At 45.4% G+C, this 23,843-nt stretch carries 28 protein-coding genes; all 28 read left to right on the top strand.

Translation table 11 applies throughout. The annotated features are described in order from the left end of the window. Window positions 1-32 precede the first annotated feature (32 nt). The 28 genes from MHB37_RS21785 (at window position 33) to trpE (ending at window position 23,831) form a co-directional block, all read left to right on the top strand. Window positions 33-686: a flagellar brake protein gene (locus MHB37_RS21785; RefSeq protein WP_036676209.1), complete on the top strand. Its 654-nt coding sequence runs from the start codon at window positions 33-35 to the stop codon at window positions 684-686. Between the two features lie 207 nt (window positions 687-893). Continuing rightward, entirely contained in the window at window positions 894-1,604 is a 711-nt protein-coding gene (gene cmk / locus MHB37_RS21780; RefSeq protein WP_254848699.1) for a (d)CMP kinase, read from the top strand. Continuing rightward, window positions 1,601-2,188: a 1-acyl-sn-glycerol-3-phosphate acyltransferase gene (locus MHB37_RS21775; protein ID WP_036676211.1), complete on the top strand. Its 588-nt coding sequence runs from the start codon at window positions 1,601-1,603 to the stop codon at window positions 2,186-2,188. The genes cmk and MHB37_RS21775 overlap by 4 nt, the downstream gene beginning before the upstream one ends. A 174-nt stretch (window positions 2,189-2,362) precedes the next feature. After that, window positions 2,363-3,685, top strand: coding sequence for a 30S ribosomal protein S1 (rpsA, locus tag MHB37_RS21770; protein ID WP_280753028.1), 1,323 nt, complete (start codon window positions 2,363-2,365; stop codon window positions 3,683-3,685). Between the two features lie 176 nt (window positions 3,686-3,861). Continuing rightward, a complete protein-coding gene (der, locus tag MHB37_RS21765; RefSeq protein WP_036676212.1) occupies window positions 3,862-5,187 on the top strand; it encodes a ribosome biogenesis GTPase Der in 1,326 nt (441 codons plus the stop codon). A 12-nt stretch (window positions 5,188-5,199) separates the two neighbouring features. Continuing rightward, window positions 5,200-5,817 carry a glycerol-3-phosphate 1-O-acyltransferase PlsY gene (plsY, locus tag MHB37_RS21760; protein WP_036676213.1) on the top strand — a complete coding sequence of 206 codons (618 nt, stop codon included), beginning with the start codon at window positions 5,200-5,202 and terminating at the stop codon, window positions 5,815-5,817. Continuing rightward, the gene (locus MHB37_RS21755; RefSeq protein ID WP_076127494.1) at window positions 5,810-6,850 is read left to right on the top strand and encodes an NAD(P)H-dependent glycerol-3-phosphate dehydrogenase; all 1,041 of its coding nucleotides are present in this window, start codon (window positions 5,810-5,812) and stop codon (window positions 6,848-6,850) included. Before plsY ends, MHB37_RS21755 begins: the two co-directional genes overlap by 8 nt. Before the next feature lie 66 nt (window positions 6,851-6,916). Further along, window positions 6,917-7,192, top strand: a complete 276-nt coding sequence (locus tag MHB37_RS21750) for a stage VI sporulation protein F (protein ID WP_038572437.1) — start codon at window positions 6,917-6,919, stop codon at window positions 7,190-7,192. Window positions 7,193-7,391: 199 nt separating this feature from the next. Beyond that, window positions 7,392-7,571 (top strand): DUF2768 family protein, encoded by a 180-nt coding sequence (locus MHB37_RS21745; RefSeq protein ID WP_036676218.1) that lies wholly within the window; start codon window positions 7,392-7,394, stop codon window positions 7,569-7,571. Between the two features lie 34 nt (window positions 7,572-7,605). Next, complete coding sequence (locus tag MHB37_RS21740; RefSeq protein WP_036676220.1) at window positions 7,606-7,974, top strand: 2Fe-2S iron-sulfur cluster-binding protein; 369 nt, start codon at window positions 7,606-7,608, stop codon at window positions 7,972-7,974. Between the two features lie 30 nt (window positions 7,975-8,004). Continuing rightward, entirely contained in the window at window positions 8,005-8,751 is a 747-nt protein-coding gene (locus MHB37_RS21735; RefSeq protein WP_280753029.1) for a hypothetical protein, read from the top strand. Between the two features lie 437 nt (window positions 8,752-9,188). Then, window positions 9,189-10,667, top strand: a complete 1,479-nt coding sequence (gene spoIVA / locus MHB37_RS21730; RefSeq protein ID WP_036676222.1) for a stage IV sporulation protein A — start codon at window positions 9,189-9,191, stop codon at window positions 10,665-10,667. Between the two features lie 377 nt (window positions 10,668-11,044). Beyond that, window positions 11,045-11,317, top strand: a complete 273-nt coding sequence (locus tag MHB37_RS21725; protein ID WP_036676223.1) for an HU family DNA-binding protein — start codon at window positions 11,045-11,047, stop codon at window positions 11,315-11,317. A 116-nt stretch (window positions 11,318-11,433) separates the two neighbouring features. After that, window positions 11,434-11,682: a trp RNA-binding attenuation protein MtrB gene (mtrB, locus tag MHB37_RS21720; RefSeq protein ID WP_051490908.1), complete on the top strand. Its 249-nt coding sequence runs from the start codon at window positions 11,434-11,436 to the stop codon at window positions 11,680-11,682. 94 nt (window positions 11,683-11,776) lie between these two features. Further along, a complete protein-coding gene (locus MHB37_RS21715; RefSeq protein ID WP_280753030.1) occupies window positions 11,777-12,319 on the top strand; it encodes a hypothetical protein in 543 nt (180 codons plus the stop codon). A gap of 115 nt (window positions 12,320-12,434) precedes the next feature. After that, window positions 12,435-13,304, top strand: a complete 870-nt coding sequence (locus MHB37_RS21710) for a heptaprenyl diphosphate synthase component 1 (RefSeq protein WP_076127631.1) — start codon at window positions 12,435-12,437, stop codon at window positions 13,302-13,304. A gap of 9 nt (window positions 13,305-13,313) precedes the next feature. Then, complete coding sequence (locus MHB37_RS21705; protein ID WP_076127632.1) at window positions 13,314-14,060, top strand: demethylmenaquinone methyltransferase; 747 nt, start codon at window positions 13,314-13,316, stop codon at window positions 14,058-14,060. Beyond that, the gene (locus MHB37_RS21700; RefSeq protein ID WP_076127498.1) at window positions 14,053-14,925 is read left to right on the top strand and encodes a UbiA-like polyprenyltransferase; all 873 of its coding nucleotides are present in this window, start codon (window positions 14,053-14,055) and stop codon (window positions 14,923-14,925) included. Before MHB37_RS21705 ends, MHB37_RS21700 begins: the two co-directional genes overlap by 8 nt. Then, window positions 14,925-15,527 (top strand): UbiX family flavin prenyltransferase, encoded by a 603-nt coding sequence (locus MHB37_RS21695; RefSeq protein WP_405168486.1) that lies wholly within the window; start codon window positions 14,925-14,927, stop codon window positions 15,525-15,527. The genes MHB37_RS21700 and MHB37_RS21695 overlap by 1 nt, the downstream gene beginning before the upstream one ends. Window positions 15,528-15,531: 4 nt before the next feature. Continuing rightward, window positions 15,532-16,392, top strand: coding sequence for a menaquinone biosynthetic enzyme MqnA/MqnD family protein (locus tag MHB37_RS21690; RefSeq protein WP_076127500.1), 861 nt, complete (start codon window positions 15,532-15,534; stop codon window positions 16,390-16,392). Beyond that, window positions 16,389-17,357 carry a polyprenyl synthetase family protein gene (locus MHB37_RS21685; protein ID WP_076127501.1) on the top strand — a complete coding sequence of 323 codons (969 nt, stop codon included), beginning with the start codon at window positions 16,389-16,391 and terminating at the stop codon, window positions 17,355-17,357. The genes MHB37_RS21690 and MHB37_RS21685 overlap by 4 nt, the downstream gene beginning before the upstream one ends. A gap of 99 nt (window positions 17,358-17,456) precedes the next feature. Next, entirely contained in the window at window positions 17,457-17,900 is a 444-nt protein-coding gene (gene ndk / locus MHB37_RS21680) for a nucleoside-diphosphate kinase (protein WP_076127503.1), read from the top strand. 27 nt (window positions 17,901-17,927) lie between these two features. Next, on the top strand, window positions 17,928-18,731 hold the full coding sequence (locus MHB37_RS21675) for a protein-glutamate O-methyltransferase CheR (RefSeq protein WP_036676236.1): 804 nt from the start codon (window positions 17,928-17,930) through the stop codon (window positions 18,729-18,731). 105 nt (window positions 18,732-18,836) lie between these two features. Beyond that, window positions 18,837-18,998, top strand: a complete 162-nt coding sequence (locus MHB37_RS21670; protein ID WP_179088774.1) for a hypothetical protein — start codon at window positions 18,837-18,839, stop codon at window positions 18,996-18,998. A 192-nt stretch (window positions 18,999-19,190) separates the two neighbouring features. Then, window positions 19,191-20,360, top strand: coding sequence for a chorismate synthase (gene aroC / locus MHB37_RS21665; protein WP_076302762.1), 1,170 nt, complete (start codon window positions 19,191-19,193; stop codon window positions 20,358-20,360). A 2-nt stretch (window positions 20,361-20,362) separates the two neighbouring features. Continuing rightward, window positions 20,363-21,466, top strand: a complete 1,104-nt coding sequence (gene aroB, locus MHB37_RS21660; protein ID WP_076302761.1) for a 3-dehydroquinate synthase — start codon at window positions 20,363-20,365, stop codon at window positions 21,464-21,466. Then, complete coding sequence (gene aroH, locus MHB37_RS21655; protein ID WP_076127508.1) at window positions 21,460-21,834, top strand: chorismate mutase; 375 nt, start codon at window positions 21,460-21,462, stop codon at window positions 21,832-21,834. Before aroB ends, aroH begins: the two co-directional genes overlap by 7 nt. A gap of 431 nt (window positions 21,835-22,265) precedes the next feature. Further along, window positions 22,266-23,831, top strand: a complete 1,566-nt coding sequence (trpE, locus tag MHB37_RS21650) for an anthranilate synthase component I (RefSeq protein ID WP_076192203.1) — start codon at window positions 22,266-22,268, stop codon at window positions 23,829-23,831. Window positions 23,832-23,843: the final 12 nt, after the last annotated feature.

Here is a 23,843-nt window from a genome sequence, read left to right as displayed (position 1 = left end):
ATAATTACTAAACTGATGTGGCGGTGACATCTTTGTATCCTAAAATTAACGAATATCTATACATACAGGTTGCTTCCAGTGACGCTGCTGAAGCAGAAGTTGAATATAGATCAAGAATTGCAGAGACGGAAGAAGACGCATTCCTGATTGAAATTCCTATGCAGGAGAGCAATGGTCGTCTAAAAAGGCTCTTTATGGGGGACGAGCTTTCGGTTTATTTTTTAACTGAGGGTGGCATCAAAAATTACTTTAATACTTATGTACTGGGCTTTAAAGAAGATGTAATTCGTATGGTCCGGATTCAAAAGCCGGAGACAGATTCGATTTTTAAGATCCAGAGAAGAAGCTTTTTCCGAGTGAATGCAGATCTAGAGCTTGCTGTGAAGGATAGCCTTGGCAAACGGTTCCTGGTTCGTACAGATGATATTGGTGGTGGAGGAATCTCCTTTTTGGTGGATAACCAGGTTAAGCTGGAGGTTGGTAATAAATTGTCCTGCTGGGTACTGGTACCTTATCGAAACGGAAGCACGGAGCATGTCAATTTTGAAGGTGAAGTAGTGCGCATTAAAAAGCTAGAGAATGGACGCCTTTTAGCGATGTTGAAATTTGTCGCTATTTCAGATTTGGAACGCCAGAAAATTATCCGTTATTGCTTCGAACGTCAGTTTGATTTCCGCAACAGATAAGCGTTTTTTACAGCTCTATTAAGCTGTCTGATTTTGCACTGAAGTATAAACTGTGGTATAATTTTATAAGTCGCAGGCAATGCCTGCTTTTTTCTTGATAATATCATCAAGCATAACAATTTATGTGTGCTCCTTGATATTGCAGGAATAGTTTTCGTAACGCTAGATGCTTTTTTTATGAAAGAGTGTTTGAGGAGGAATGCCCCGTTGGATAGGCAGGGTACACATACTTATGACAGAATAAACGTCGCCATCGACGGACCTGCCGGGGCAGGCAAGAGCACTGTAGCCCGATTGGTAGCCCAGAAGTTGTCTTATATCTATGTCGATACTGGTGCAATGTACCGGGCAATCACCTGGTATATGATCCAAGAAGGCATTGAACCGGAAGATCAGCATCGAGTGAACGAGAAGGTTCGCGACATGGTGATTGAACTTATTCCGGAACGAGACATTCAGAAGGTGCTGATTAATGGGGAAGACGTGACCCCACATATTCGGAGCCTTCAGGTTAGCGGCCTTGTGTCGCAGTATGCGAAAATCGAGGATGTAAGATCCAGACTGAGTCAATTGCAGCGTCAGATGGCGCTTCGCAAAGGCGTGGTAATGGATGGCCGCGATATCGGTACAACCGTGCTGCCGGATGCCGAGGTAAAGATTTTTATGACGGCAAGTGTGGAAGAACGAGCTCTCCGTCGTTATAAGGAACTGAGAGACGCGGAATCGGTGACGCTTCAGCAGCTTGAACACGATATTGCAAAGCGGGACCGTCTGGATGAAGGACGGGAGATTTCACCGCTGCGCCGTGCAGAAGATGCTATTCTTCTGGATACGACCTTAATGAATATCGATCAAGTTGTGGAGGCCATTGTATCCCACTGTAGATCTCATGTTGACGGGGAGAGAAATCATTTATGATTTATGCAATTTGTGTTGGATTGCTTCGCTTGATTTACGCAATCCTTTTCCCACTTAAGATTGTGGGGAAAGAAAATGTGCCAAAGGAGGGCGGGGTACTGCTCTGCGCTAACCACATTAGTCTGCTTGATCCAATGACTATTGGAATTAAGCTGGACCGTCAGGTAAAGTATATGGCTAAGGCTGAACTGTTTGAGGTTCCGGTGCTTGGCTGGCTCATTAATAAATTGGGTGCTTTTCCGGTGAAACGTGGCGGCGTAAGCAAAGAATCCATAAAAACGGCCCTTAACACACTTCGTAATGGTAATGTCATGGGTATCTTCCCGGAGGGTACGCGTAACTCTGATGCCGGAGTGGCCAAGAAGGGTGCTGCTAGCTTTGCACTTCGAAGTGGCGCAGCAGTTATTCCAGCGGCTATTATCGGCCAGTATAAACCCTTTCGACGCATGGTCGTTGTCTACGGTGCTCCTGTAGACCTTAGTCAATTTGCCGGTGCGGGGAGCGAATCTCTCGAGGCTGTTACCGATGTCATTATGGATCGCATCCGTGAGATGAAAGAGACAGGTAAACCAAGTGCTAGTTAAGGGATGAGCAGAACAACAAATTTTGCCCAATGTTTTGATTAAATAACGGCATAGCCGCTATTTTTTGGAACATACTATCATCAAGTGTAAGTGAAATATTATGCATTGCTTGTTTTGAACTCTGCTATACGCAGGTTTAAATAAATGGGGTTTTGAATCGAGGAGGCTAATCACATGTCTGAAGAAATTAAAAATCAGGAAGCTGCGGAAAAGAATGAATCCGTAGAAGCGGTGGATTCCGCTGTGACAGAAAATAACGGAGCTGTAGAAGAAGTTGCTGCCGTTAACGAAGAAGAAGTGACTAACCAAGCTGACTTGGAAATCATTTCTCTGAAAAAAGGCGATACCGTGAAAGGAACAATCGTCAAAATCGAAGATAACCAAGCTTATGTAAGCATTGGATATAAATACGACGGTGTGATTCCAATTCGCGAATTGTCCGCAGTACAACTGGACAACGCTGCTGCAGCAGTAGAAGTTGGACAGGAAGTAGAATGTAAAGTTGTCAGCATCAACGACAACAAGGAAAGCCTTGTTCTTTCCAAACGTGCTGTTGATAGTGAAAAATCATGGGAAGATCTTGAGAAATACTTCGCTTCCCAAGAAGCTTTCGAAGTTACTGTGGCTGACGTTGTTAAAGGCGGCCTCGTAGCTGATGTTGGAGCTCGCGGATTTATCCCAGCTTCCATGGTAGAGCGTCACTTCGTTGAAGATTTCAGCGATTACAAAGGCCGTACCTTGCGCGTTAAAGTGAAAGAACTTGACCGTGAGAACAGCAAAGTAATCTTGTCTGCTAAAGAAGTTCTTGAAGAAGAATTCGAAGCTAACAAGCTGAAAATTATGGCTGAACTATCTGAAGGCCAAATCATCGAAGGTACAGTACAACGTCTGACTCAATTCGGCGCATTTGTTGATGTGGGCGGAGTTGACGGTCTTGTACACGTATCTGAAATCGCTTGGAGTCACGTAGAGAAACCTTCTGATGTAGTATCTGAAGGTGATAAAGTACGTGTTAAAGTATTGAAGGTTGATCCTGAAAAAGGAAAAATCAGCCTGAGCATCAAAGCTGCTGCTCCAGGTCCTTGGGACTCTGCTGCTGGCGAAATCAACATCGGTGATGTTGTAACAGGCGTTGTAAAACGTCTTGTGAACTTCGGAGCATTCGTAGAATTGCTTCCGGGTGTGGAAGGTCTTGTGCATATCTCACAAATCTCCCACAAACACATCGCTACTCCACACGAAGTATTGAAAGAAGGACAAGAAGTTCAAGTGAAAGTTCTGGACTTCAATCCATCCGAGAAACGTGTTAGCCTGAGCATCAAAGAAACTGAAGAAGCTCCAGCTCCATCTGCTAGACCTGAACGCAACAATAGCAGAGACAGAGCTCCTAAAGAAGTTCTGAACAACCCTAACGTTTCCCTTAGCAACGAAGGCCTTAGCTTTACGCTTGCTGAACGTTTTGGTGACAAGCTGGACAAATTTAAGGGTAATAACTAATCCCTAAACGAGCTTTTGAATATACGGGTAAAGTAATCGGCGAGCCCTCGATACGGGGGTTCGCCGATTGTCTTTTTTTCGGAACTGGTCGGATTATTGAGAGTTAACATGATTGTTAGCCAATTTAAATGTTTTTTGCTATGATGAGTAACGTAAGGATGACAGGAGGAATGAATATGGCAAGACCCGTTGTGGCAATTGTTGGGAGGCCTAACGTCGGAAAATCGACGATATTTAATCGGCTGATTGGCGATAGATTAGCCATTGTAGAAGATAAGCCGGGGATTACACGTGACCGGATTTATGGTATTTCAGATTGGAACGGTAAGTCGTTCAGTGTGATTGATACCGGAGGTATTGAAATTGATGGAGAAGATACAATTCTGAAATCAATCCGTGTTCAAGCGGAGCTGGCGATTGAAGAAGCGGATGTTATTGTATTTATGTGTGAGGCGAAGAGTGGTGTGACGAATTCAGATGAAGAGGTAGCTCAGATTCTGTTCCGTTCAGGTAAACCGGTCGTTCTTGCCATCAACAAAGTGGATAATATGAAGCGTGCGGATGATATTTATGAGTTCTATAGCCTTGGTTTTGGCGATCCAATCGGAATTTCTGGTAGTCACGGAACCGGACTCGGCGATTTGCTAGATGCTGTAGTTGAACGCCTACCTGAGAAAATAGATGATGAATACGATGAGGATGTCATTCGTGTAGCTTTGATTGGCCGTCCGAATGTAGGTAAATCCTCTCTGGTTAACGCGATTTTGGGCGAAGAACGTGTTATCGTCAGCGATATTGCAGGGACTACAAGAGATGCTATCGATACTCCTTTTGAACGTGATGGGCAACGTTATGTGCTTATCGATACGGCAGGTATGCGTAAAAAAGGCAAGGTATACGAGAACATTGAAAAATACAGTGTTATGCGAGCTATGCGTGCGATTGAACGGGCTGATGTGGTCCTCGTTGTAATTAACGGCGAAGAGGGCATCATCGATCAGGACAAGCATATTGCTGGTTATGCACATGAAGCTGGTAAAGCATCTATTTTTGTTGTCAACAAATGGGATGCCATTGTGAAAGACGATAAGACTATGCAGAACTTCGAGACTAAGATTCGTGACCATTTCTTGTTTATGAGTTACGCACCGGTTGTCTTTTTGTCGGCTTTAACCAAACAGCGTTTGCAAAAACTGCTGCCTGTTGTACAGCATGTATCTCAACAGCACGCACTGCGCATTACTACACATTTGGTGAACGACGTTGTATCTGATGCAATCGCGATTAACCCTCCACCAACTGACAAAGGCCGTCGCTTGCGTATTAACTATGTAACGCAGGTTGCGGTTAAGCCGCCTACGATTGTGGTGTTCGTGAATGATCCGTCGCTGATGCACTTCTCCTATGAACGTTATCTGGAGAATAAAATTCGCGCAGCATTTAATTTCGAAGGAACACCAATCCGTCTCTTTACACGGCGCAAATCCGAAAACGAAGGTTAGGGGAGAAGAAGTGTGGCGCTTGAACTTCTGGTTATCGTTGTAAGCTATTTGCTTGGTTCTGTCAGCTTTAGTGTACTGCTTGCAAAGTTGCTAAAGGGAATTGATATCCGTCAATACGGAAGCGGAAATGCGGGGGCTACCAATACACTGCGTGTATTGGGTAAAGGTCCTGCAATACTAGTGCTGTTGCTGGATGTGCTGAAAGGGGTGGCCGCTGTATGGTTAGGAACCTGGGTCGGCGGTTGGGGAACCTGGGTTCCGGCTCTTTGTGGAATCGCGGCCATCATCGGACATAATTGGCCGCTCTATTTTCGTTTTCGTGGGGGGAAAGGCATTGCTACTACGATCGGTGTTATGGCTACGCTTTGTTTATGGCCAGCGCTGCTCGCCGGTATCATCGCCATCCTGTCTATCTTTATCACACGTTACGTGTCCCTTGGCTCATTAATTTTTGTAGCACTGACACCAGTGGCTTTATTGTTGACAGGATTTACACAACCTGTGCTCTGGACCAGTATTATTATTGCGGTCTTCGCCTTCTGGCGGCACCGGACGAATATTGTAAAGATTGTAGAAGGCCGTGAGAACAAGATAGGCTCAAAAGTTAAAGGAGGGAATCGTGTTGTCTGATAAAGTTACCGTACTTGTAGCGGGGAGCTGGGGAACTGCGCTGGCTAGTGTGCTGGCTGCAAACCACTCGGAAGTTTATCTGTGGACACGCAACTCTGATCAAGCTGCCGAGATCAATGGCTCTCATACGAATAATAAGTATCTGCCTGGCATCGCACTGCCAGCTAACATTATTGCAACTACGGATATGGAAACGGCAGTGTCCGGTTCTAAGGCGGTTGTAATTGTAGCTCCGTCTTCAGGAATGCGGCAGGTTGCTCGCAGTCTGAAGCCATTCTGGAAGGATGACATGTTATGTGTTCATGCTACGAAGGGCTTTGAGTCGGAAAGCAATAAGCGGATGTCCATCGTAATTGCAGAGGAACTAGGCTGTGACGAAGGGCAGATCGTCGTCCTCTCCGGTCCAAGTCATGCAGAGGAAGTTGTACGCCGGTGTCCTACAACCGTTGTAGTTGCTTCACCTGATGACAAACGTAGCGCCGAAGCGCAGGAATTGTTCATCAACAACGATTTCCGTGTATATACGAATCGTGATCAGGTAGGGGTAGAGCTTGCCGGAGCTCTTAAGAATATTATTGCCCTTGGTGCAGGTCTATCCGATGGCCTTGGATATGGGGACAATGCTAAAGCAGCCCTTTTGACCCGTGGACTCGCCGAGATATCTCGGGTGGGAGTTGAGCTTGGAGCCAATCCTTTGACCTTTGCCGGCCTTGCCGGAATTGGCGACCTTGTTGTGACGGCTACTAGTCAGCACAGCCGTAACTGGCGCGCTGGGTCCATGCTTGGTCAAGGCAAGCCGCTGGCCGAGGTGCTGGAATCCATGGGGATGGTAGTCGAAGGTATTCGTACTACCGAAGCAGCTTATGCAATTTCGCTCAAGCTGGGTGTGCAGATGCCGATTACGGATCAGATTTATCATGTGCTCTTTCAAGGAAGAAGCCCACGCAGTGCGGTTGAAGCCTTGATGGGGCGTGATCGTAAGCCTGAGCTTGAGTCGATCTCCCAGGAAACTTGGGAGCAGTGGCATTCCTGATCCTGTTCACCTTTTTCCACAAATTCTCATATGTTGTAATGGGGATTGACGGAGGAGGGATGAAAAGTGAGCAGAGATTTTTCCAAGGATGCATTGAACGCCATTAACAAAAAGGCGGGCAAGAACATTACGGAAAGTGCCGTCAAAAAGCTAGCCAGTACGGTAAAGCCAGGAACTACGCAGAATGAAGCCCAGCTCCGCCAGTTAATTAAGCAGGTGTCATCAATGGCGAAAGTGCCGGTCAGTGAAGCTACTGTGCAGGAGATTATCAATGCCGTTAAAAAAGGCGGCGCAGGTTCCAGCACAATGGAGTCTTTAATGAAAATGATGCTTAAAAAATAGCTTTATGTTGGGTGAGCAAAAGAAAACGGATCAATGAATGATTCCGTCGTCTTTTGCTTTTTTTTTTATATTCCTGATAATTTTCACGAAGCGTAATCTATTTAAAATAATACATAAAAAATGATGTTTTTTTACAGAAAAGGATAAGGTCATGATATAATAGTCCCTAATAAATTACAGGCGAATGGGGGCTTTGACCATGGATCCGATGACAAAAATGTGGTTATCCCTGATTGCGATGCTGATTATGGGATTATCAGTATTTCTTATAACTTTTGCTCGGAGCAAAACCAAGGGATTGCTTAAGGCTGTACTGTCTATACTTGCTTTTGTCATCATGTTAGTGGGCCTATTGGGCGGAGTTGTTTCAATTATGTAAGCAGTTACATAGTGTTGAGGAAGGAAGTAACATCATGAAATCACAAAAAGGAGTTACCGTTGTATTTCAACCAGAAGGTCGTAAAGCTGTTGTGAACCGTGGCATTTCGTTATTAGAGGCTGCTCGTAAAGCAGGAGTGCCAATAACAACTAGATGCGGAGGCAAAGCAGGCTGTCTGATGTGCAAGGTTACAGTCGCGAAGGAAGAGGCTGCTGCAGTAAGGCCTCCCGGTGATATTGAGCGGCGTAAGCTTGGATCGGCCTTAGAAGAAGGAACGCGTCTGGCCTGTCAGGCTGCCGTATGGAGCGACGTAACCGTTCAGGTGCCGGAAGATCCACTGAAGGCTGCGGTGCGCCGTAAGCTTGAAGCAGCGCGGCGTGGGGAAGAAGATGAGCTGTGGTAGCGTAAGAATGTCACCGTGGGAGGGACTCGGTTGGAGTTTAAAGGATATAAAATGAAACTGAAGGCAGGGGCCAAGCTTTTGCTAGGGATGGTATCGCTCGCGCTTACGCTTTCGGGCTGTCTATACCCAGGTGAAGAGAAGCGGGCTAGTGTTAATTATCGGGAAAGTGTTAAACGGATACAAGCAGCCGTTGATGATTATCAACAGGAGGAAGGGGTACTGCCCATTCTTAATGCGGATGAAACTACTCCAAGGTATGAGAAGTTTCGTATTGACCTGGGGAAGTTGAATAATAAGGGATATTTGGATGATATACCGGCTACCGCTTTTGAGCAGGGTGGAAGTGCTTATTTTCTTATTTTGAATGAGGAAATTGATCCTGTGGTGAAGGTGATGGACCTTGTTACGGTTCAAAAGGTGAATGACGTGCAACGACAGGTTAACCGCTATAAATCAGCTCATGGCGGCAACCTGCCTGTGCTTGATGAGCTATACCCCGGATTGTATACCATTGATCATAAGCAGGCGGGTACAAGCTCTATAACCTTAACTAGCGTCTATTCCGGTCAAGTTCTTGACTTTATCATGGATAAGGATGGAACTGTCTACGTAGATTATGTTTTTGATATCATGGCTGCCGTCGATAAGAAGGGTGGAGAGCACGACAAGAATCAGGACTTGCGACTGGATCTGGAGGAAGCTTCATATTACGTTCCCGTAAAGTCTTTGCCGTATCTATGGATTAATAATCAGCCGATCCCACAGCCTCCAAGTTAGAGTTATAGTTTAAAAGCGTCTAAGCTTCGGTTTTATCCGGGGCATTAGGCGTTTTTTGTTTATAACCTTTTAATCTCAGCATCCACTAAAAATAGTTCTATCAACGAATCCTACCTCATAAGATGGATGAGTAAGCTTCCGGGCGTCAGACGCCTTGCGGCGCGCAGACTTAACTTTTTTTGAAATTACATTGGGAAATGCGCGAATACGGGTCATAAATTCGTTCCGGATACATATGATGATACTAGTCCAAATGCATGTCCGAGCATTCGGAGTTTAGCGCGGGGCAAGTACGTCCCGGTCGAAAGCAGCTAGGCTTCGGGCGGGCATACGATAAGTCCGGTTGATGTCCTGCAAGGGTCAGATTACCGGCGGAACGCGAAGTCGATGCTCTTCAGGCATTTTTTCTTCGGAGTAATATGAGGAGGGGATCTCTTTTGGAAAAAGTGGATATTTTCAAGGACATTGCCGAGCGTACCGGCGGAGACATTTATCTTGGCGTCGTCGGCGCGGTTCGCACGGGGAAATCGACATTTATCAAGCGCTTCATGGAAACAATTGTCCTGCCAAACATCACGAATGAGGCTGATCGAGTAAGAGCTGTGGATGAGCTTCCGCAAAGCGCAGCAGGCAAAACGATTATGACGACAGAACCGAAGTTTGTGCCAAACAACGCAGTCCAAATCAAGGTTGCGGAAGGGCTTGAGGTTAATGTTCGTCTGGTAGACTGTGTAGGTTACGCTGTAGAGGGTGCAAAAGGTTACGAGGATGAAAATGGACCACGTATGATCTCTACACCTTGGTTTGAAGAGCCTATTCCTTTTCAGGAAGCGGCAGAAATCGGGACACGTAAGGTTATTCAGGAGCATTCAACGCTAGGTGTAGTGGTAACAACAGATGGTACGATTGCAGAAATTCCGCGGAACTCGTACGTGGACTCTGAAGAGCGCGTCATTGCAGAGCTGAAGGAAGTGGGTAAGCCGTTTGTGCTTGTCATTAACTCCACCCGGCCACGCAGTGAGGAAGCGCAGCAGCTCCGTAACGAGCTAGCCATCAAATACGATATCCCAGTTATGACGCTAAGCGCCGCAAACATGAGCGAAGATGACGTAACTGGTGTGCTGCGGGAAGTGCTTTATGAATTCCCAGTGCATGAAGTAAATGTAAATCTGCCAAGCTGGGTTATGGTGCTTGGAGAAAACCACTGGCTACGTAGTAGTTATGAGAACTCCGTTCGCGATACGGTAAAAGACATTCGCCGCCTGAGGGATGTTGACCGCCTCGTATCTCAGTTCACCGAATATGACTTTATTGATAAAGCTGGCCTAAGTGGTATGAACATGGGTCAGGGTGTAGCAGAGATCGACCTGTATGCTCCAGAAGAGCTGTACGATCAAGTTCTGATGGAAGTGGTTGGGGTTGAGATCCGCGGTAAGGATCATTTGCTCCAGCTTATGCAGGAGTTCTCACATGCGAAACGAGAATACGACCGATTCTCAGAAGCTTTGGAAATGGTCAAGACTACTGGCTATGGTATCGCGGCTCCATCTTTAGCCGAAATGGCACTCGACGAGCCAGAACTGATTCGTCAGGGCTCTCGCTTCGGGGTTCGCTTAAAGGCTACGGCACCATCCATTCATATGATTCGGGTGGATGTGGAGTCTGAATTCTCGCCAATCATCGGAACGGAAAAGCAAAGCGAAGAGCTGGTTCGTTATCTGATGCAGGACTTTGAGAATGATCCTATTAAGATTTGGGAATCCGATATTTTTGGCCGCTCCCTGCACTCCATTGTAAGAGAAGGAATTCAAGGCAAGATAGCTATGATGCCGGATAATGCGCGCTACAAACTGCAAGAAACGCTTGGTCGCATTATAAATGAGGGTTCCGGCGGACTTATTGCAATTATTCTCTAAGCTGAATATAAATAAATTCAAAGAGTGGGAGAAATCCTGCTCTTTTTATTTGTATCTATCCTAAAACTTGATTCCTAGTTCCTATAATAACGGTGAATCTGACTCAATTATTCTGATGAAATAAAGACCTTAAATGCTCCTATAGGTCTAACAAATTAGATTGAATTTAGATAAATATGCAAGGATAGATGATAATTTCTGCTCCTTTTTTGAGTAACAGCTTGAATTTATGGATGGGCTGTATTACTATAAGTTTGTTGCGCTTCAAGGTCTAAGGGCGCCAAAGTTATGTTTTAAACGGGATTATCACGTATATTTTACGTTGAAACGGAAACAGTGTATGATACCGGAGAATTTACTCAGGGAGGTGAGAAAACATGAATAAATCAGATTTGATCAATGTAGTTACAGAAGCAACTGAACTTCCCAAGAAGGATGCTACTAAAGCTGTAGATGCGGTTTTCGAAGCAATTACAGAAGCACTGCAAAGCGGTGATAAAGTACAACTGGTTGGATTCGGAAACTTTGAAGTGCGTGAGCGTTCTGCACGTAAAGGCCGTAACCCGCAAACTGGTGAAGAAATCGAAATTCCTGCAAGCAAGGTACCGGCATTCAAACCCGGTAAGGCGCTGAAAGACGGAATCAAATAAAGATTTCTACATACCTATCCCATAGTCTTTTTAAGAACAACTATGCCGCCCTCCAAGGCGGCATTTGTTTTTTGAAATACTATGAACTGTATAATAGGTTTAGAGGAGGATGAGTGATGATGGATAAAAATACGGGTACTACTCCGCTTCCAACGGGCAGCGACTATATTGTGGTTAAGGCTAAAGATAATGGCGTTCAGGTCATTGGGTTAACCAGAGGTACAGATACACGTTTTCATCATACAGAGAAGCTGGATAAGGGTGAGGTATTGATTGCCCAGTTTACTGATCATACCTCAGCGATGAAGATCCGCGGTAAGGCTGAAATATGGACAAAGCACGGACAATTGGAAAGTGAAAGCTGAAAAGCAGGCATAGCCTGCTTTTTTTCAAAATATAGTAAAGAGAAATGATCGTATTCCGCTAAGAGTGGGAATTATGGATAAGGGGGGCGTGTTCATGAACAAGGCCTGGTGGGTTGGAGCCGTATTACTCTTGACTGCAACCTCTGCTGTAATATTGCCCAAAGTGGCAGATATGGATTCAACCTTACAGCAGAGAAATGGTGCAGTGGAGACTTTTACTGGCGGCCATAACACGGTGCTAGACAACGATAATCTTGTTGATGTTCTTGGCGCACTTCCATTGACCTTATCCATTGATAGCGTAGGCTGGGAGGATCACGTTCTGTCTCTGGATTTAAAAGTGAGCGGAAATGATCATGAACCCCAGGAGCTTTATCGAAATATGGCACAGACTATTTCTTTTGCTTTTCAAGAAACCTTGAATGTGGATCAGCTTCTGCTGCGCATCGTGGTCATGGATAAATGGCTGGATAGCCGCCGGCTGCTGCTAGCAGGGGATATCAGACGCGCGGAGTGGTCCGTTGAACTCCAGAATGAACTTCAGTCTGCGGGTAATCTCCCCATATCCGAGCGTCTCAAGACAGGCTTCCGTATTAGTGAGACTGAGCTCTGGAAGAAGCAGTTCATTTATCCTTGAGAAGAATAAAAGAAACTCAGTTGTATCACAGTGCGTGACAAAAAAACATGTGATATAATAGACAAGATTGTGAACAAAGGAATTAATATAAATGTCAATGGCTTCGGAGGCTGAAATGAAACCGTACTGCATACCGCAACTGGCAAAACCCTACACCGACTACGACATGATTCAGAAGCATACGGATTTGCCGCCGTTTTCTGATGGCCGGGGTCATTTGTTATATATTTTTCTAAACCATGGATCTTCTGTAAAAGGAAGTACTGGTGAGTTGTATACGCTCGTAACCGCACTTATTCAACTTGGACTAGATACACATGAGGTAATTGACCGCTCGAATGATAGACGCGGTGGAGATCCTATGCGTTCCCGTCAATTAAAGGTATTGGCTGGTGATTATTTTAGTAGCTGGTTTTACCATCTGCTTGCAAAGAGTGATCAGATTGAGATGGTTGGAATCTTGAGTAAGGCGATTGCTGATTTCAATGTCTTGAAAGCGAACCTCTATGTGAAGATGAGAGGAATCCGTCTTTCGGCTGAACAATACTTGCGGCACATGGTACAGCTCAATATGCGGCTGTTCCTTTCTTTTACGCCCATGATCGAGAATTCCTTAGTGGAATTGTGGGAGAAGTTATTGACAGAGTTCAGTCAGTGCGAAACTGTTGCCATAGAGCTTCAGCGTTGTGATAACCTTGAGAATGCAAGCAATGGTTATTGCTACTGGAAGATGCTGGAGTCAGCGACAGAGGAAGAACGCAAACAGCTTCAAGACCAGAACCTTGATCAGAAGGACTGGAAGATGCTGAAGATGAAATATAAATGTGATTCTCTGCTGACGGACAAGCTCCATCAGTCGATTCAGTCGATTCAGGGACTATTACAAAGCGTTAAAGACGAAAGCCTGCTTAGAGAGCTTGAGATAGCGCTGGATCGTATTCTCCTGCAGATGAAAGTCTCAGGACAAGCAGCCGTGGAGGGTTAGTGGATGACTATGGACAAAACTACAACTGCTGTGGGTGATAACAGCAAGCCGAAGGAACAGTTTGTGCACTCGGTGTTTGAGAGTATTGCAGGTAAATATGATTTGATGAATGACATCTTAAGCTTTCGCCGCCATAAGGCTTGGCGTAAGTTCACGATGAAGAAGATGGGTATGAAGCGCGGGGATTCAGCTGTAGACTTATGCTGCGGCACTTGCGATTGGAGCATTGCCTTGGCCGAAGCCTCACAGACAGGGAATGTGATAGGGCTCGACTTCAGTGCAGGCATGCTTGAAGTGGGGCGCCGTAAGGTGGAGGAGCGCAAGCTTCAGGACCGGATCTCTCTCGTACAGGGCAACGCTATGGAGTTGCCTTTTGAAGACAACGCATTTGATTATGCAACGATTGGTTTTGGACTCCGCAACGTACCGGATCTTGTTCAAGTGCTGAACGAGATGAAACGGGTGGTGAAGCCCGGAGGAATGGTGGTCTGCCTGGAGCTTTCCAAGCCGATGAAACAACCGTTTAAAGGTATCTATTTCTTTTATTTTCAGCGTGTACTCCCATTGCTGGGCAAGTTATTCGCTAAAAGGTATGAGCAATACAAATGGTTGCCAGAATCGCTGGCGCTGTTCCCTGACCGGGAGCAATTAGCTGCTATTTTCCGTGAAACCGGACTGCAAAAAGTGGAATCCTTCCCCTTGACCGGAGGCATCGCGGCATTACATATTGGGCTCAAGGAGAACGGGAATGTTTAAGAAAATCGGTATCTTTTTACAAATGATCAAGTTTGAACATACGGTATTTGCTTTACCTTTTGCTTTTATGGGCGCTTTACTTGGTTCCGTTGTCATGTTTGGCACACTACCTACCTGGAGCCAGATTGGTTGGATCGTAGTGGCTATGTTTGGGGCACGGAGCGCTGCTATGGGTCTGAATCGACTGATTGACCGGATAAGTGATGCTAAGAATCCACGCACAGCGGGAAGAGCTATTCCTGCAGGATTATTGAAGATCGGTGAAGTCGTCATTTTTATCGGCATTTCGTTTTTCTTACTCTTTTGGGCAGCCTTTAAGCTGAATCCTTTGTCGGCCAAGCTCTTGCCAATCGCAGTTTTCCTTCTTGTCATTTATTCATTTACTAAGCGCTTTACATGGGCCTGCCATCTTATCCTCGGTCTGACCATTGCGCTTGCACCTTTAGGCGGTTGGGTAGCTGTAACTGGTAGTGTGAATTGGACTTCAATGGTATTTTATTTCACTATTGTGTTTTGGACTGCAGGTTTTGATGTAATTTATTCTTGTCAGGATGTTGAGTTTGATCTAAAAGAGGGCTTGAAGTCCATTCCGGTTCGGTTCGGGGTTCAAGGTGCACTCTTTATTGCCCGCGTATTTCACATTCTCACGGCGATTGGTTTCGTATCGTTGCTGTTTATGACGGATTTAAGCTGGTGGTATGTAGCAGGCATGATCATCGCATATATCATTCTCTTTTATGAGCACTACATTGTATCTCCGAGTGACCTGAGCCGTCTGCAGACTGCTTTTTTCACTATGAACGGCGTATTGAGCATCGTGGTGTTCTCTTTCACTTTGATTGACTTGGTGGTGCAGTTCTACTAATGACGCTTACTAAACCGAAAAACATCGTGGTTGGAATTACAGGAGCAAGCGGTGTGATATATGGTGTTCGTCTAACTGAAACCTTGCTGTCACTAGGCTACTCCGTGCATTTGGTAGTTAGCAATGCGGGCTGGCGCGTATTTAAAGAAGAACTTGGCTATATCGCATCAGACCGGGAGGGCTTTTTGAACGAAAGGTTCAAAGGCTATCCCGGTTCTCTGCTTTATCATCCTGTTGCGGATATCGGCGCATCCATTGCAAGTGGTTCGTTTCGTGTGGAAGGGATGATTATTATGCCTTGCTCTATGGGAACATTATCCGCGGTAGCGAATGGGACCTCTGATAATCTGATGACACGTGCTGCTGACGTTATGCTCAAGGAAGGCCGCCCACTGGTGCTTGTACCTCGTGAGACTCCACTGCATGCTATTCATCTAGAGAATATGTTGAAGCTGTCCCGTCTGGGAGTTCGGATGATTCCCGCAATGCCGGCTTTTTATTTTGGGCCGCAAAGTATGGATGATCTGATTAATTTCATGGTGGGCAAAGTGCTTGACAGCTTTAATATTGAACACAATTTATTTCGAAGATGGGGGGATTGAAAGGATGGACAATAACAGCCACACCATCATTGGCAAAATCAGCTATACCAACTCATGGCCGGTATTTCACAATTTTCATCCCTCTGCACTGAAATATCCTGCAGAGATGGTGAGTGAGGTACCTGCCATTCTTAATCAGGGGATGAGCCGTGGAACTATTCATGTAGGTGCTTTATCCTCTTTTGCTTATGCTGAGGCCAGTGACAAATTATTACTTCTACCTGATTTATCGGTTAGCGCGGACGGTCCTGTGAGATCAATATTCCTTTTTTCCAGGGTGCCATTTGCTCAGATTGGCAGCGGTAAGATCGCTGTTACGAATACTTCTGCAACCTCAGTAAATTTGCTGAAAATTTTAATGGAAAAAGCTTTTGGCAATAAACCGGAGTATATTAGCGCTAATCCTGATTTGGATGACATGATGCATGAAGCGGATGCCTGTTTATTAATTGGTGATAATGCTATTAAGGCCTCATGGCAGGATCAAGGTTATATCGTTACTGATCTAGCTGAGGTTTGGAAGGAATGGACGGGCTTAGGGATGACCTTTGCGGTCTGGGCAGTGAATCGAAAGGCTGCGGAGGACAAACCGGAAGCTATTTCTGAGATTGCAGAGGCTTTTGCCGAGAGTAAAATGCGGGGATTGAGAGATTTAGATCCTATTGTACAAGCAGCTTGTTCTAACATTGGAGGAACAAAGTCTTATTGGGAAGGGTACTTCCGCAATTTATGTTATGATTTTGGAGAAAGGCAGCAGCAAGGTTTGAACCTCTATTTCCGCTATGCCTATGAGATGGGCCTGCTGCCGCAGGAAGTGAAGATGGAGATTTGGAGCCATAAACTGTTGACACGGGTGAAAGAATGAAACGACTGCAAATATTCGGATTACTGAACAGAGATATGGATCAGATTGAAAAAGAGCTGTACCGCAGTGTACAGGGGGATGACGATCTGCTTACAGAAACCTCCCTGCATTTATTAAAGGCAGGCGGCAAAAGATTACGTCCCGTATTTGTCCTAATGGGCGGGAAATTCGGTAAGTATGATCTGGAAAAACTGAAACGGGTGGCGATACCGTTAGAGTTGATCCATAGCGCTTCACTGGTCCATGATGATGTGATCGACGATGCAGAATTGCGCCGTGGTGAACTCACCGTGAAAGCAAAATGGGGCGATAAAATTGCCATGTACACTGGTGACTACATATATGCAAAAGCGCTGGTTATGACTACGGAGCTGAAGAATCCACGAATTCATCAAATTCTGTCTAAGGCGATGATCGAAATGTCGATCGGAGAGATGGAGCAGATTCGTGACTTTTTCAACAGTGAGCAAAGTGTACGTCATTATCTACGGCGTATCCGCCGCAAAACAGCCCTGCTGATTGCAGTTAGCTGCCAACTCGGCGCTCTTGCTGCTGAGGCAGATCCAGAAGTAGCTCGTCTGCTTTATAATTATGGATATAACGTGGGTATGGCGTTCCAGATTCGTGATGATTTACTGGATCTCTCAGGCACAGAGAAACAGATCGGTAAACCTCCGGGCAGTGATATGCGGCAAGGAAACATTACACTTCCAGTGATTTATAGTCTTGAGGATGAGCGACTGCGCGAGTCATTGCTTGAGGAACTGAAGTCTATACGTGAGGGACATAGCACGGTAGGACATGCGATTGATCTCATTCTTTCCGGAGACGGAATCGCCCGTTCTGAGGAGCTCGCTTCACGTTATATCGACAAGGCGCTGGCGGCGCTGGAACAATTGCCTAACAATAAGACTAAGCGCAATCTGCGCGATATTGCGTATTTTATAACAGGTAGAAGTTATTGATCTTCTGGTGAGATTGAAATTAAACGTTTCCAGAAAGCAATGTTTCTGTTAAGATAGCGTCAAAACAACCCTTCAAATGGGAAAATGGAGAGTGCTTCTATGGAAAAGACGTATCTGATGGTCAAGCCTGATGGAGTTCAACGTGGATTAATAGGGCGTATTGTTGCCCGCTTTGAGGATAAGGGGTTTAAATTGGTCGCTGCTAAACTGATTACAGTTAGTGAGGATCAAGCGAAAAGACATTATGCTGAGCATGCAGGCAAAGACTTTTTTTCAGAGCTGGTCTCTTTCATCACTTCAGGTCCAGTGTTTGCAATGGTATGGGAAGGCGATGATGTCGTAACTTTATCCCGGACACTCATAGGCAAAACAAAAGTTGGAGAAGCTCTGCCAGGCACGATTCGTGGCGACTTTGCCAGCCATACACCACTTAATTTAATTCATGGATCAGACTCGCCTGAAAGTGCAGAACGGGAAATTGCTAATTTCTTTGCTCCAGATGAACTGAATCAGTATAACAAAGACATCGCAGTCTGGATGTAAGGTCCAGGTGGGAGGCAGGGGATTAACATGTCTGATCGTAATGTTGCAGCATTAACAACAGATCCAGATTATAGCGGATTTATTCACAACGTTAAACAAAGCACCGGAATTGATCTGGCTCAATATAAAGAAGCACAGATGAAGCGGCGTTTGACGACTCTTCGGATGAAGAATGGGTATCATACCTTCAGTGATTTTTTTGCGGCGATGATGAAAAATAAGGACTTATTTTATGAATTTTTAGATCGAATGACGATCAATGTCTCTGAGTTCTGGCGGAATCCGAATCGCTGGGAAGTTTTGCGGGATATTATCCTCCCTGACCTCCAGCAGTCGGGCCGCAAATTAAAGCTGTGGAGCGCGGCATGTTCCACAGGCGAAGAGCCTTACACGCTGGCTATGATTTTGTCGGACAAGAATATATTGGCGCAGACAGGTATTCTTGCCACTGACATTGATGATGGCGCTTTATCCAAAGCAAAGCAGGGTCTTTATTTGGAACGTTCTTTAAAGGATGTGCCGAAAGACGTGGCAGCACGTTATTTTACGCCGGAAGGCCCTGTCTTCAAGGTCAGCGATTCACTTAAGAAAAACATAGATTTCCGCAAACAAAATTTGCTCTTGGACAAGTTCGACGAAGGTTTCGATCTTATTATTTGTCGCAATGTTATGATCTATTTTACTGAAGAAGCGAAGAACAAGCTCTATCATAAGTTTTCGGCTAGCTTACGTCCGGGTGGTTATTTGTTTGTGGGCAGCACAGAGCAAATCTTTACACCGGCTCAATATGGCTTTGAATCGACGGAAACTTTTTTCTATCGTAAAAAATAAATACTTTTTGCTCCTTCGCCATTAACTTCAAAGGTATACTTTCGCAAAAGTTCAGTGATACTGGATAGTAGAATCTGTACGCTAAGTGAAAGGAAAGTTAAACCGATGGACAAAAGCAAGGTCATTGCCGCGTACAAACGAGGCTTTATCACCGTTCGTGAGTGCGGGCAAATTCTCGGTGTGGAAGAAATGCAATTGGAGCGCCTTCTGCAGCTGGAAGAGCGTAAGTCTACATTCCCTTCACCAAGCCAGCGGCTCGGCAGCTAACAAGCTGAGGACCGAGCCGAGGAGCGCCATTCATACTCTTAAGGGTATGGATGGCGCTTTTTATTTCGGTATACATACAGTGTTTCTAGGGAGATCCCTTTCTTGTCAAAGCGGATTCCCTATACTATAATGAGCAAAGATCATAGGATTTTAGCGGTTTACAGTTTAAAAGTATAAAAGGGGGAAGACATCATGAGTTTACGCTATTTAACAGCGGGGGAAACGCACGGCCCCCAGCTAACGGCTATTATTGAGGGATTGCCAAGTAATTTAACTTTGGATTTTGAAGAGCTTAACTTTCAATTGCATCGTCGACAAAAGGGATACGGACGTGGACGCCGCATGCAGATTGAAAAAGATACGGCACAAATTGTAGGTGGAGTACGTCACGGCTATACTACGGGTGCTCCGGTAGCCTTGGTAGTAGAGAACAAGGATTGGACTCACTGGAAGAACATTATGAATATTGAACCTATTCCAGGCAGTGATGAAGAAAAACGCCGGGTAAATCGGCCGCGTCCTGGACATGCAGATTTGAATGGTGGATTGAAGTACAATCATACGGATCTTCGCAACGTTCTGGAGCGCTCCAGTGCCCGCGAAACCGCAGCCAGAGTCGCATGTGGCGCTGTAGCCAGACAGCTGCTGGCAGCTTTTGGTGTGAAAGTAGCAGGTCAAGTCATTCGCATTGGTGAAATTGAGGCACCTGTAAATGATCTGCCTATCGATGAACTGATTGAACGGACAGAACAGTCTTCTGTCAGAGTTGTCGACAAAGAAACAGAACAGAAAATGGAGGCTTACATAGATCAGATCAAGGAAGAGGGAGACTCCATCGGTGGAATCGTTGAATGTATCGTCGAAGGACTGCCCATTGGACTTGGCAGCTATGTACAGTCAGACCGGAAGCTGGACGGGGCGATCGCTGGGGCAGTGATGTCGATTAATGCCTTCAAAGGCGTTGAAATCGGCATTGGATTTGAAGCAGGAAAATTGCGTGGATCGCAAGTCCATGATGAAATTATGTATGAAGCTTCTAAAGGATACTATCGCGCAAGCAATCGTTTAGGCGGTTTTGAAGGCGGGATGACGAATGGCATGCCGGTAGTGGTTCGTGGTGTTATGAAGCCTATTCCTACCTTGTATAAGCCACTTCAAAGTGTAGATATCGATACGAAAGAACCTTTTACAGCTCAAGTAGAACGTTCGGATGCATGTGCGGTTCCAGCGGCATGTGTGGTTTTGGAAAGCGTAGTGGCATGGGAAGTTGCCAAAGCATTTCTTGATAAATTCGGCGGGGATTCTCTCGAAGAAATTAAAGCGAACTATGAAAACTATCTTGCACAATTGGAGAGTTATTAATCATGCGTACAATCAATGTAGATTTGGGAGATCGTTCTTATCCAATCCACATCGGTAGTGGTCTGCTGCAGAACATTGGCCAGTACTGTGCTGAGGCTGGACTGTCCACTCGTAGCCCGCTACTGGTTGTGAGTGATAGTGAAGTAGCTCCACGGTATTTACCGGCGCTTGAAGAAGCTCTACGTCAGCAAGGTTATACCGTAGTAAGCCATATTATGCCGGCAGGGGAAGCATCCAAATCATTAACCGTGTATGAAGAGGTTATGACGACCGCGATTCAAGCGGGACTGGATCGCAACTCAGCGGTGTTGGCTTTAGGTGGCGGAGTTGTTGGTGATTTAGCTGGTTTTGTAGCAGCTACCTACATGCGCGGAATAGGATTTCTACAAATTCCAACGACGATTCTGGCCCATGACAGCAGCGTAGGCGGCAAAGTGGCTGTCAATCATCCACTAGCCAAAAATATGGTTGGTGCGTTCTATCAACCTTCGCTGGTGCTTTACGATTTGGATACCCTTCGCACGCTTCCGCCACGCCAAGTCTCTTCTGGCTTAGCTGAAGTAGTGAAGCATGGTCTGATTATGGACAAAGAATTTGCATATTGGTGCCGTGAACATGCTGATGAGCTGCTTGCTCTGAATGCTGAAGCCCTCGGTTATGCCCTTGAGCGCGGTTGTGCGATCAAAGCTCATGTCGTGGCGAACGATGAACGTGAGCATGGACTTCGGGCGATCCTGAATTTAGGCCATACGATCGGCCATGCTATTGAAGCGGTTGGCGGATATGGTGTGTTTTTGCACGGTGAAGCGATTGCGATTGGTATGGCGGGTTCGGCGCTGCTGGCTGTAAAGCTTGGACGTGACCGATCCATTTATGAGGATACAGTATCTATGTTATCTGCCCTTTCACTGCCTATACAGCTTCCTTCTGAATATGATGAAGAGGAGCTAATGGAAGCGATGATGCATGATAAGAAATTCAAAGAAGGCAGAATGACTTTTATTGTGCCTGATGCCATAGGAGCCGTTAGTATTGTAAACGATGTACAGGAATCGCTTGTGCGAGAGGTTCTCGCAGAGCTTAAAAAGGAGGGGAAACCGTGGTAAATCGAGGGATTCGCGGAGCAACTACCGTGATTAATAACGAAGAAACAGAGATTTTGCGTGAAACCGTTGTGCTGCTGCGGGAGATCGTTGAACGCAATAATGTTATAGCTGAGGATATTAGCAATGTATGGATTACGATGACCAATGATCTGGATGCTACTTTTCCGGCAAGAGCCATACGTGAGATTGAGGGCTGGGAAATGGTGCCGCTTATGTGTTCTACGGAGATCCCGGTCAAAGGCAGCCTGCCGATGTGTATCCGGTTAATGGTGCAGTTTAATACGGATAAATCACAGCGTGAGATCCGCCATGTGTATCTGAATGAAGCTCAGAAGCTTCGTCCGGATTTGTCGCAGAGTAAGTCTTAAATTTGAGTTGTGGGTTGTCAATGACCCTTGTCATCATGTATAGTGTAATTAGCCGAGTATAGAAGAGTTTAGTTGAGTTGAGATGAGTATAGTTGAGCAGAGTGCAAGAAATTTTTGCGAATATAAGAAAGTATAAGCTTTGTTCTATACATTCTTATATTTCACGCATATACGCTTACCGTCCTTATAAGGACGCTGAAGACGTTATGCCTGATTAGCAGTTTTTGTGTACGCAGAGTCTTTATTTTGATATGTACTGGAGTGTTATTTCACATCCGTGATGTATCTTATTTAGAGATAAGTCTGTAGGCACAACATAACGATGCTGATCATTGCTCAAAAACATATACTTACTTACACAAACCCTCTACTTTGGTAGAGGGTTTTTCTGTGTTTCGGAAAGATTTATATAACTAAGGGGGCATCTAAAAATGACGAATCCGAGTGTTCAAGAGGTGGTAAAGCTGTCGCAGGATTATAATCTGATTCCTGTTGTGAAGCGGCTGCTGGCTGATATGGAAACACCTATCCGGTTATTCCAACGTTTTGCTGAACGTGACCGCGCGTTCTTACTAGAAAGTGTAGAGGGTGGCAAACAATGGGCCCGGTATTCGTTCATCGGCAGCGATCCCTTTTTAATGATATCGGGAAAAAAGGGTGCGATTAACGTAGAGATCGACGGTAAGAAAAAACAGCTGCATGGAAAGCCGATTGAGGAGCTTAAGGCGCTGCTTCGTTCATACCGTAGCCCTAAGCTGGATGAGATGCCGCCATTTACTGGAGGAGCGATCGGATTTTTTGGATATGATCTGCTGCAATATTATGAGAAGCTGCCTGAGCATCCAGTAGATGATCTCCAAATGGATGATATCCGGTTTATGTTCTGTGATCGCATCATTGTTTTTGATCATGTGAAACAACAAATTCTCCTAGTTGGTAACCTGCATGTTAAAGACGGTGATACGGACTCAGATATCAAATCCAATTACGAAAGCTTAAGTCGTAAGCTTGAGGATATGGCCGAAGAGCTGCAGAAGGAAGGGCCTAAGGAAAATGTGAACCGCCGCAGTATTCCGCAGGATATTGAGCTGGGTGAGATTCATTCCAACCTGACTAAAGATCAATATATCAACAACGTAGAACAAGCGAAGGAATACATTCGGGCTGGCGATATTTTTCAAGTGGTGTTGTCGCAGCGCCTGCATATTGAAACGGAAGTTTCTCCACTGCATGTATACCGGATGCTCAGGACGCTTAACCCATCTCCATATATGTATTATTTGAAAATGGATGAAGAGATTATTGTTGGAACCTCACCGGAAGCGCTCGTAAAGGTAGATGGAAATCGTGTGGAGACACGGCCGATTGCCGGAACAAGACCAAGAGGTGAAAGTGAAGCTTCGGATCGTGCTTACGCCGCGGAGCTGCTGGAGGATGAAAAAGAACGTGCAGAGCATTTGATGCTAGTTGATCTAGGTCGTAATGATTTAGGAAGAGTGTCCAAATTCGGTTCTGTAAAATGTGATTCCTTTATGGAAATTGAAAGATACTCTCATGTCATGCATATGGTATCGAATGTGTCAGGCACGCTTAGCGAGGATAAAGATTTCTTTGATGCCTTTCTCTCCTGTCTGCCAGCCGGTACTGTCTCAGGAGCACCTAAGCTACGGGCAATGGAGATTATTGCTGAATTGGAGCGAGAAGCCCGTGGTGCTTATGCGGGGGCGATTGGATATTTGGGATTCTCGGGAAATATGGATTCATGTATCACCATCCGTACAATCATCTTCCGTAAGGGCAGAGCATATGTGCAGGCTGGGGCGGGTATCGTTTGGGACTCGGTTCCGGAGAAAGAGTATGAAGAGACGGTGAATAAAGCGAAGGGCATGCTAAAAGCTATTCGTATGGCAGAGGCTATGTTCCCACCCGAGATAAAAGAGAAACAAGTCATCAATCAAGATTACATGTACGCATATACCCCTGAACAGGTGGTTTGATTAATAAAAAAG

It is taken from the genome of Paenibacillus sp. FSL H3-0286 (assembly GCF_045040705.1).
Classification (GTDB): domain Bacteria; phylum Bacillota; class Bacilli; order Paenibacillales; family Paenibacillaceae; genus Paenibacillus_AQ; species Paenibacillus_AQ odorifer.
This window is presented reverse-complemented; position numbering and strand designations above follow the sequence as displayed.

Excerpts from the sequence above, each read along its gene's own strand:
- MHB37_RS21775 (WP_036676211.1), top strand. The coding sequence starts at position 1,601 with ATGATTTATGCAATTTGTGTTGGATTGCTTCGCTTGATTTACGCAATC.
- rpsA (WP_280753028.1), top strand. The coding sequence starts at position 2,363 with ATGTCTGAAGAAATTAAAAATCAGGAAGCTGCGGAAAAGAATGAATCC.
- der (WP_036676212.1), top strand. The coding sequence starts at position 3,862 with ATGGCAAGACCCGTTGTGGCAATTGTTGGGAGGCCTAACGTCGGAAAA.
- MHB37_RS21745 (WP_036676218.1), top strand. The coding sequence starts at position 7,392 with ATGGATCCGATGACAAAAATGTGGTTATCCCTGATTGCGATGCTGATT.
- MHB37_RS21740 (WP_036676220.1), top strand. The coding sequence starts at position 7,606 with ATGAAATCACAAAAAGGAGTTACCGTTGTATTTCAACCAGAAGGTCGT.
- MHB37_RS21725 (WP_036676223.1), top strand. The coding sequence starts at position 11,045 with ATGAATAAATCAGATTTGATCAATGTAGTTACAGAAGCAACTGAACTT.
- mtrB (WP_051490908.1), top strand. The coding sequence starts at position 11,434 with ATGATGGATAAAAATACGGGTACTACTCCGCTTCCAACGGGCAGCGAC.
- MHB37_RS21715 (WP_280753030.1), top strand. The coding sequence starts at position 11,777 with ATGAACAAGGCCTGGTGGGTTGGAGCCGTATTACTCTTGACTGCAACC.
- MHB37_RS21710 (WP_076127631.1), top strand. The coding sequence starts at position 12,435 with ATGAAACCGTACTGCATACCGCAACTGGCAAAACCCTACACCGACTAC.
- MHB37_RS21705 (WP_076127632.1), top strand. The coding sequence starts at position 13,314 with ATGGACAAAACTACAACTGCTGTGGGTGATAACAGCAAGCCGAAGGAA.
- MHB37_RS21700 (WP_076127498.1), top strand. The coding sequence starts at position 14,053 with ATGTTTAAGAAAATCGGTATCTTTTTACAAATGATCAAGTTTGAACAT.
- MHB37_RS21695 (WP_405168486.1), top strand. The coding sequence starts at position 14,925 with ATGACGCTTACTAAACCGAAAAACATCGTGGTTGGAATTACAGGAGCA.
- MHB37_RS21690 (WP_076127500.1), top strand. The coding sequence starts at position 15,532 with ATGGACAATAACAGCCACACCATCATTGGCAAAATCAGCTATACCAAC.
- MHB37_RS21685 (WP_076127501.1), top strand. The coding sequence starts at position 16,389 with ATGAAACGACTGCAAATATTCGGATTACTGAACAGAGATATGGATCAG.
- ndk (WP_076127503.1), top strand. The coding sequence starts at position 17,457 with ATGGAAAAGACGTATCTGATGGTCAAGCCTGATGGAGTTCAACGTGGA.
- MHB37_RS21675 (WP_036676236.1), top strand. The coding sequence starts at position 17,928 with ATGTCTGATCGTAATGTTGCAGCATTAACAACAGATCCAGATTATAGC.
- MHB37_RS21670 (WP_179088774.1), top strand. The coding sequence starts at position 18,837 with ATGGACAAAAGCAAGGTCATTGCCGCGTACAAACGAGGCTTTATCACC.
- aroC (WP_076302762.1), top strand. The coding sequence starts at position 19,191 with ATGAGTTTACGCTATTTAACAGCGGGGGAAACGCACGGCCCCCAGCTA.
- aroB (WP_076302761.1), top strand. The coding sequence starts at position 20,363 with ATGCGTACAATCAATGTAGATTTGGGAGATCGTTCTTATCCAATCCAC.
- trpE (WP_076192203.1), top strand. The coding sequence starts at position 22,266 with ATGACGAATCCGAGTGTTCAAGAGGTGGTAAAGCTGTCGCAGGATTAT.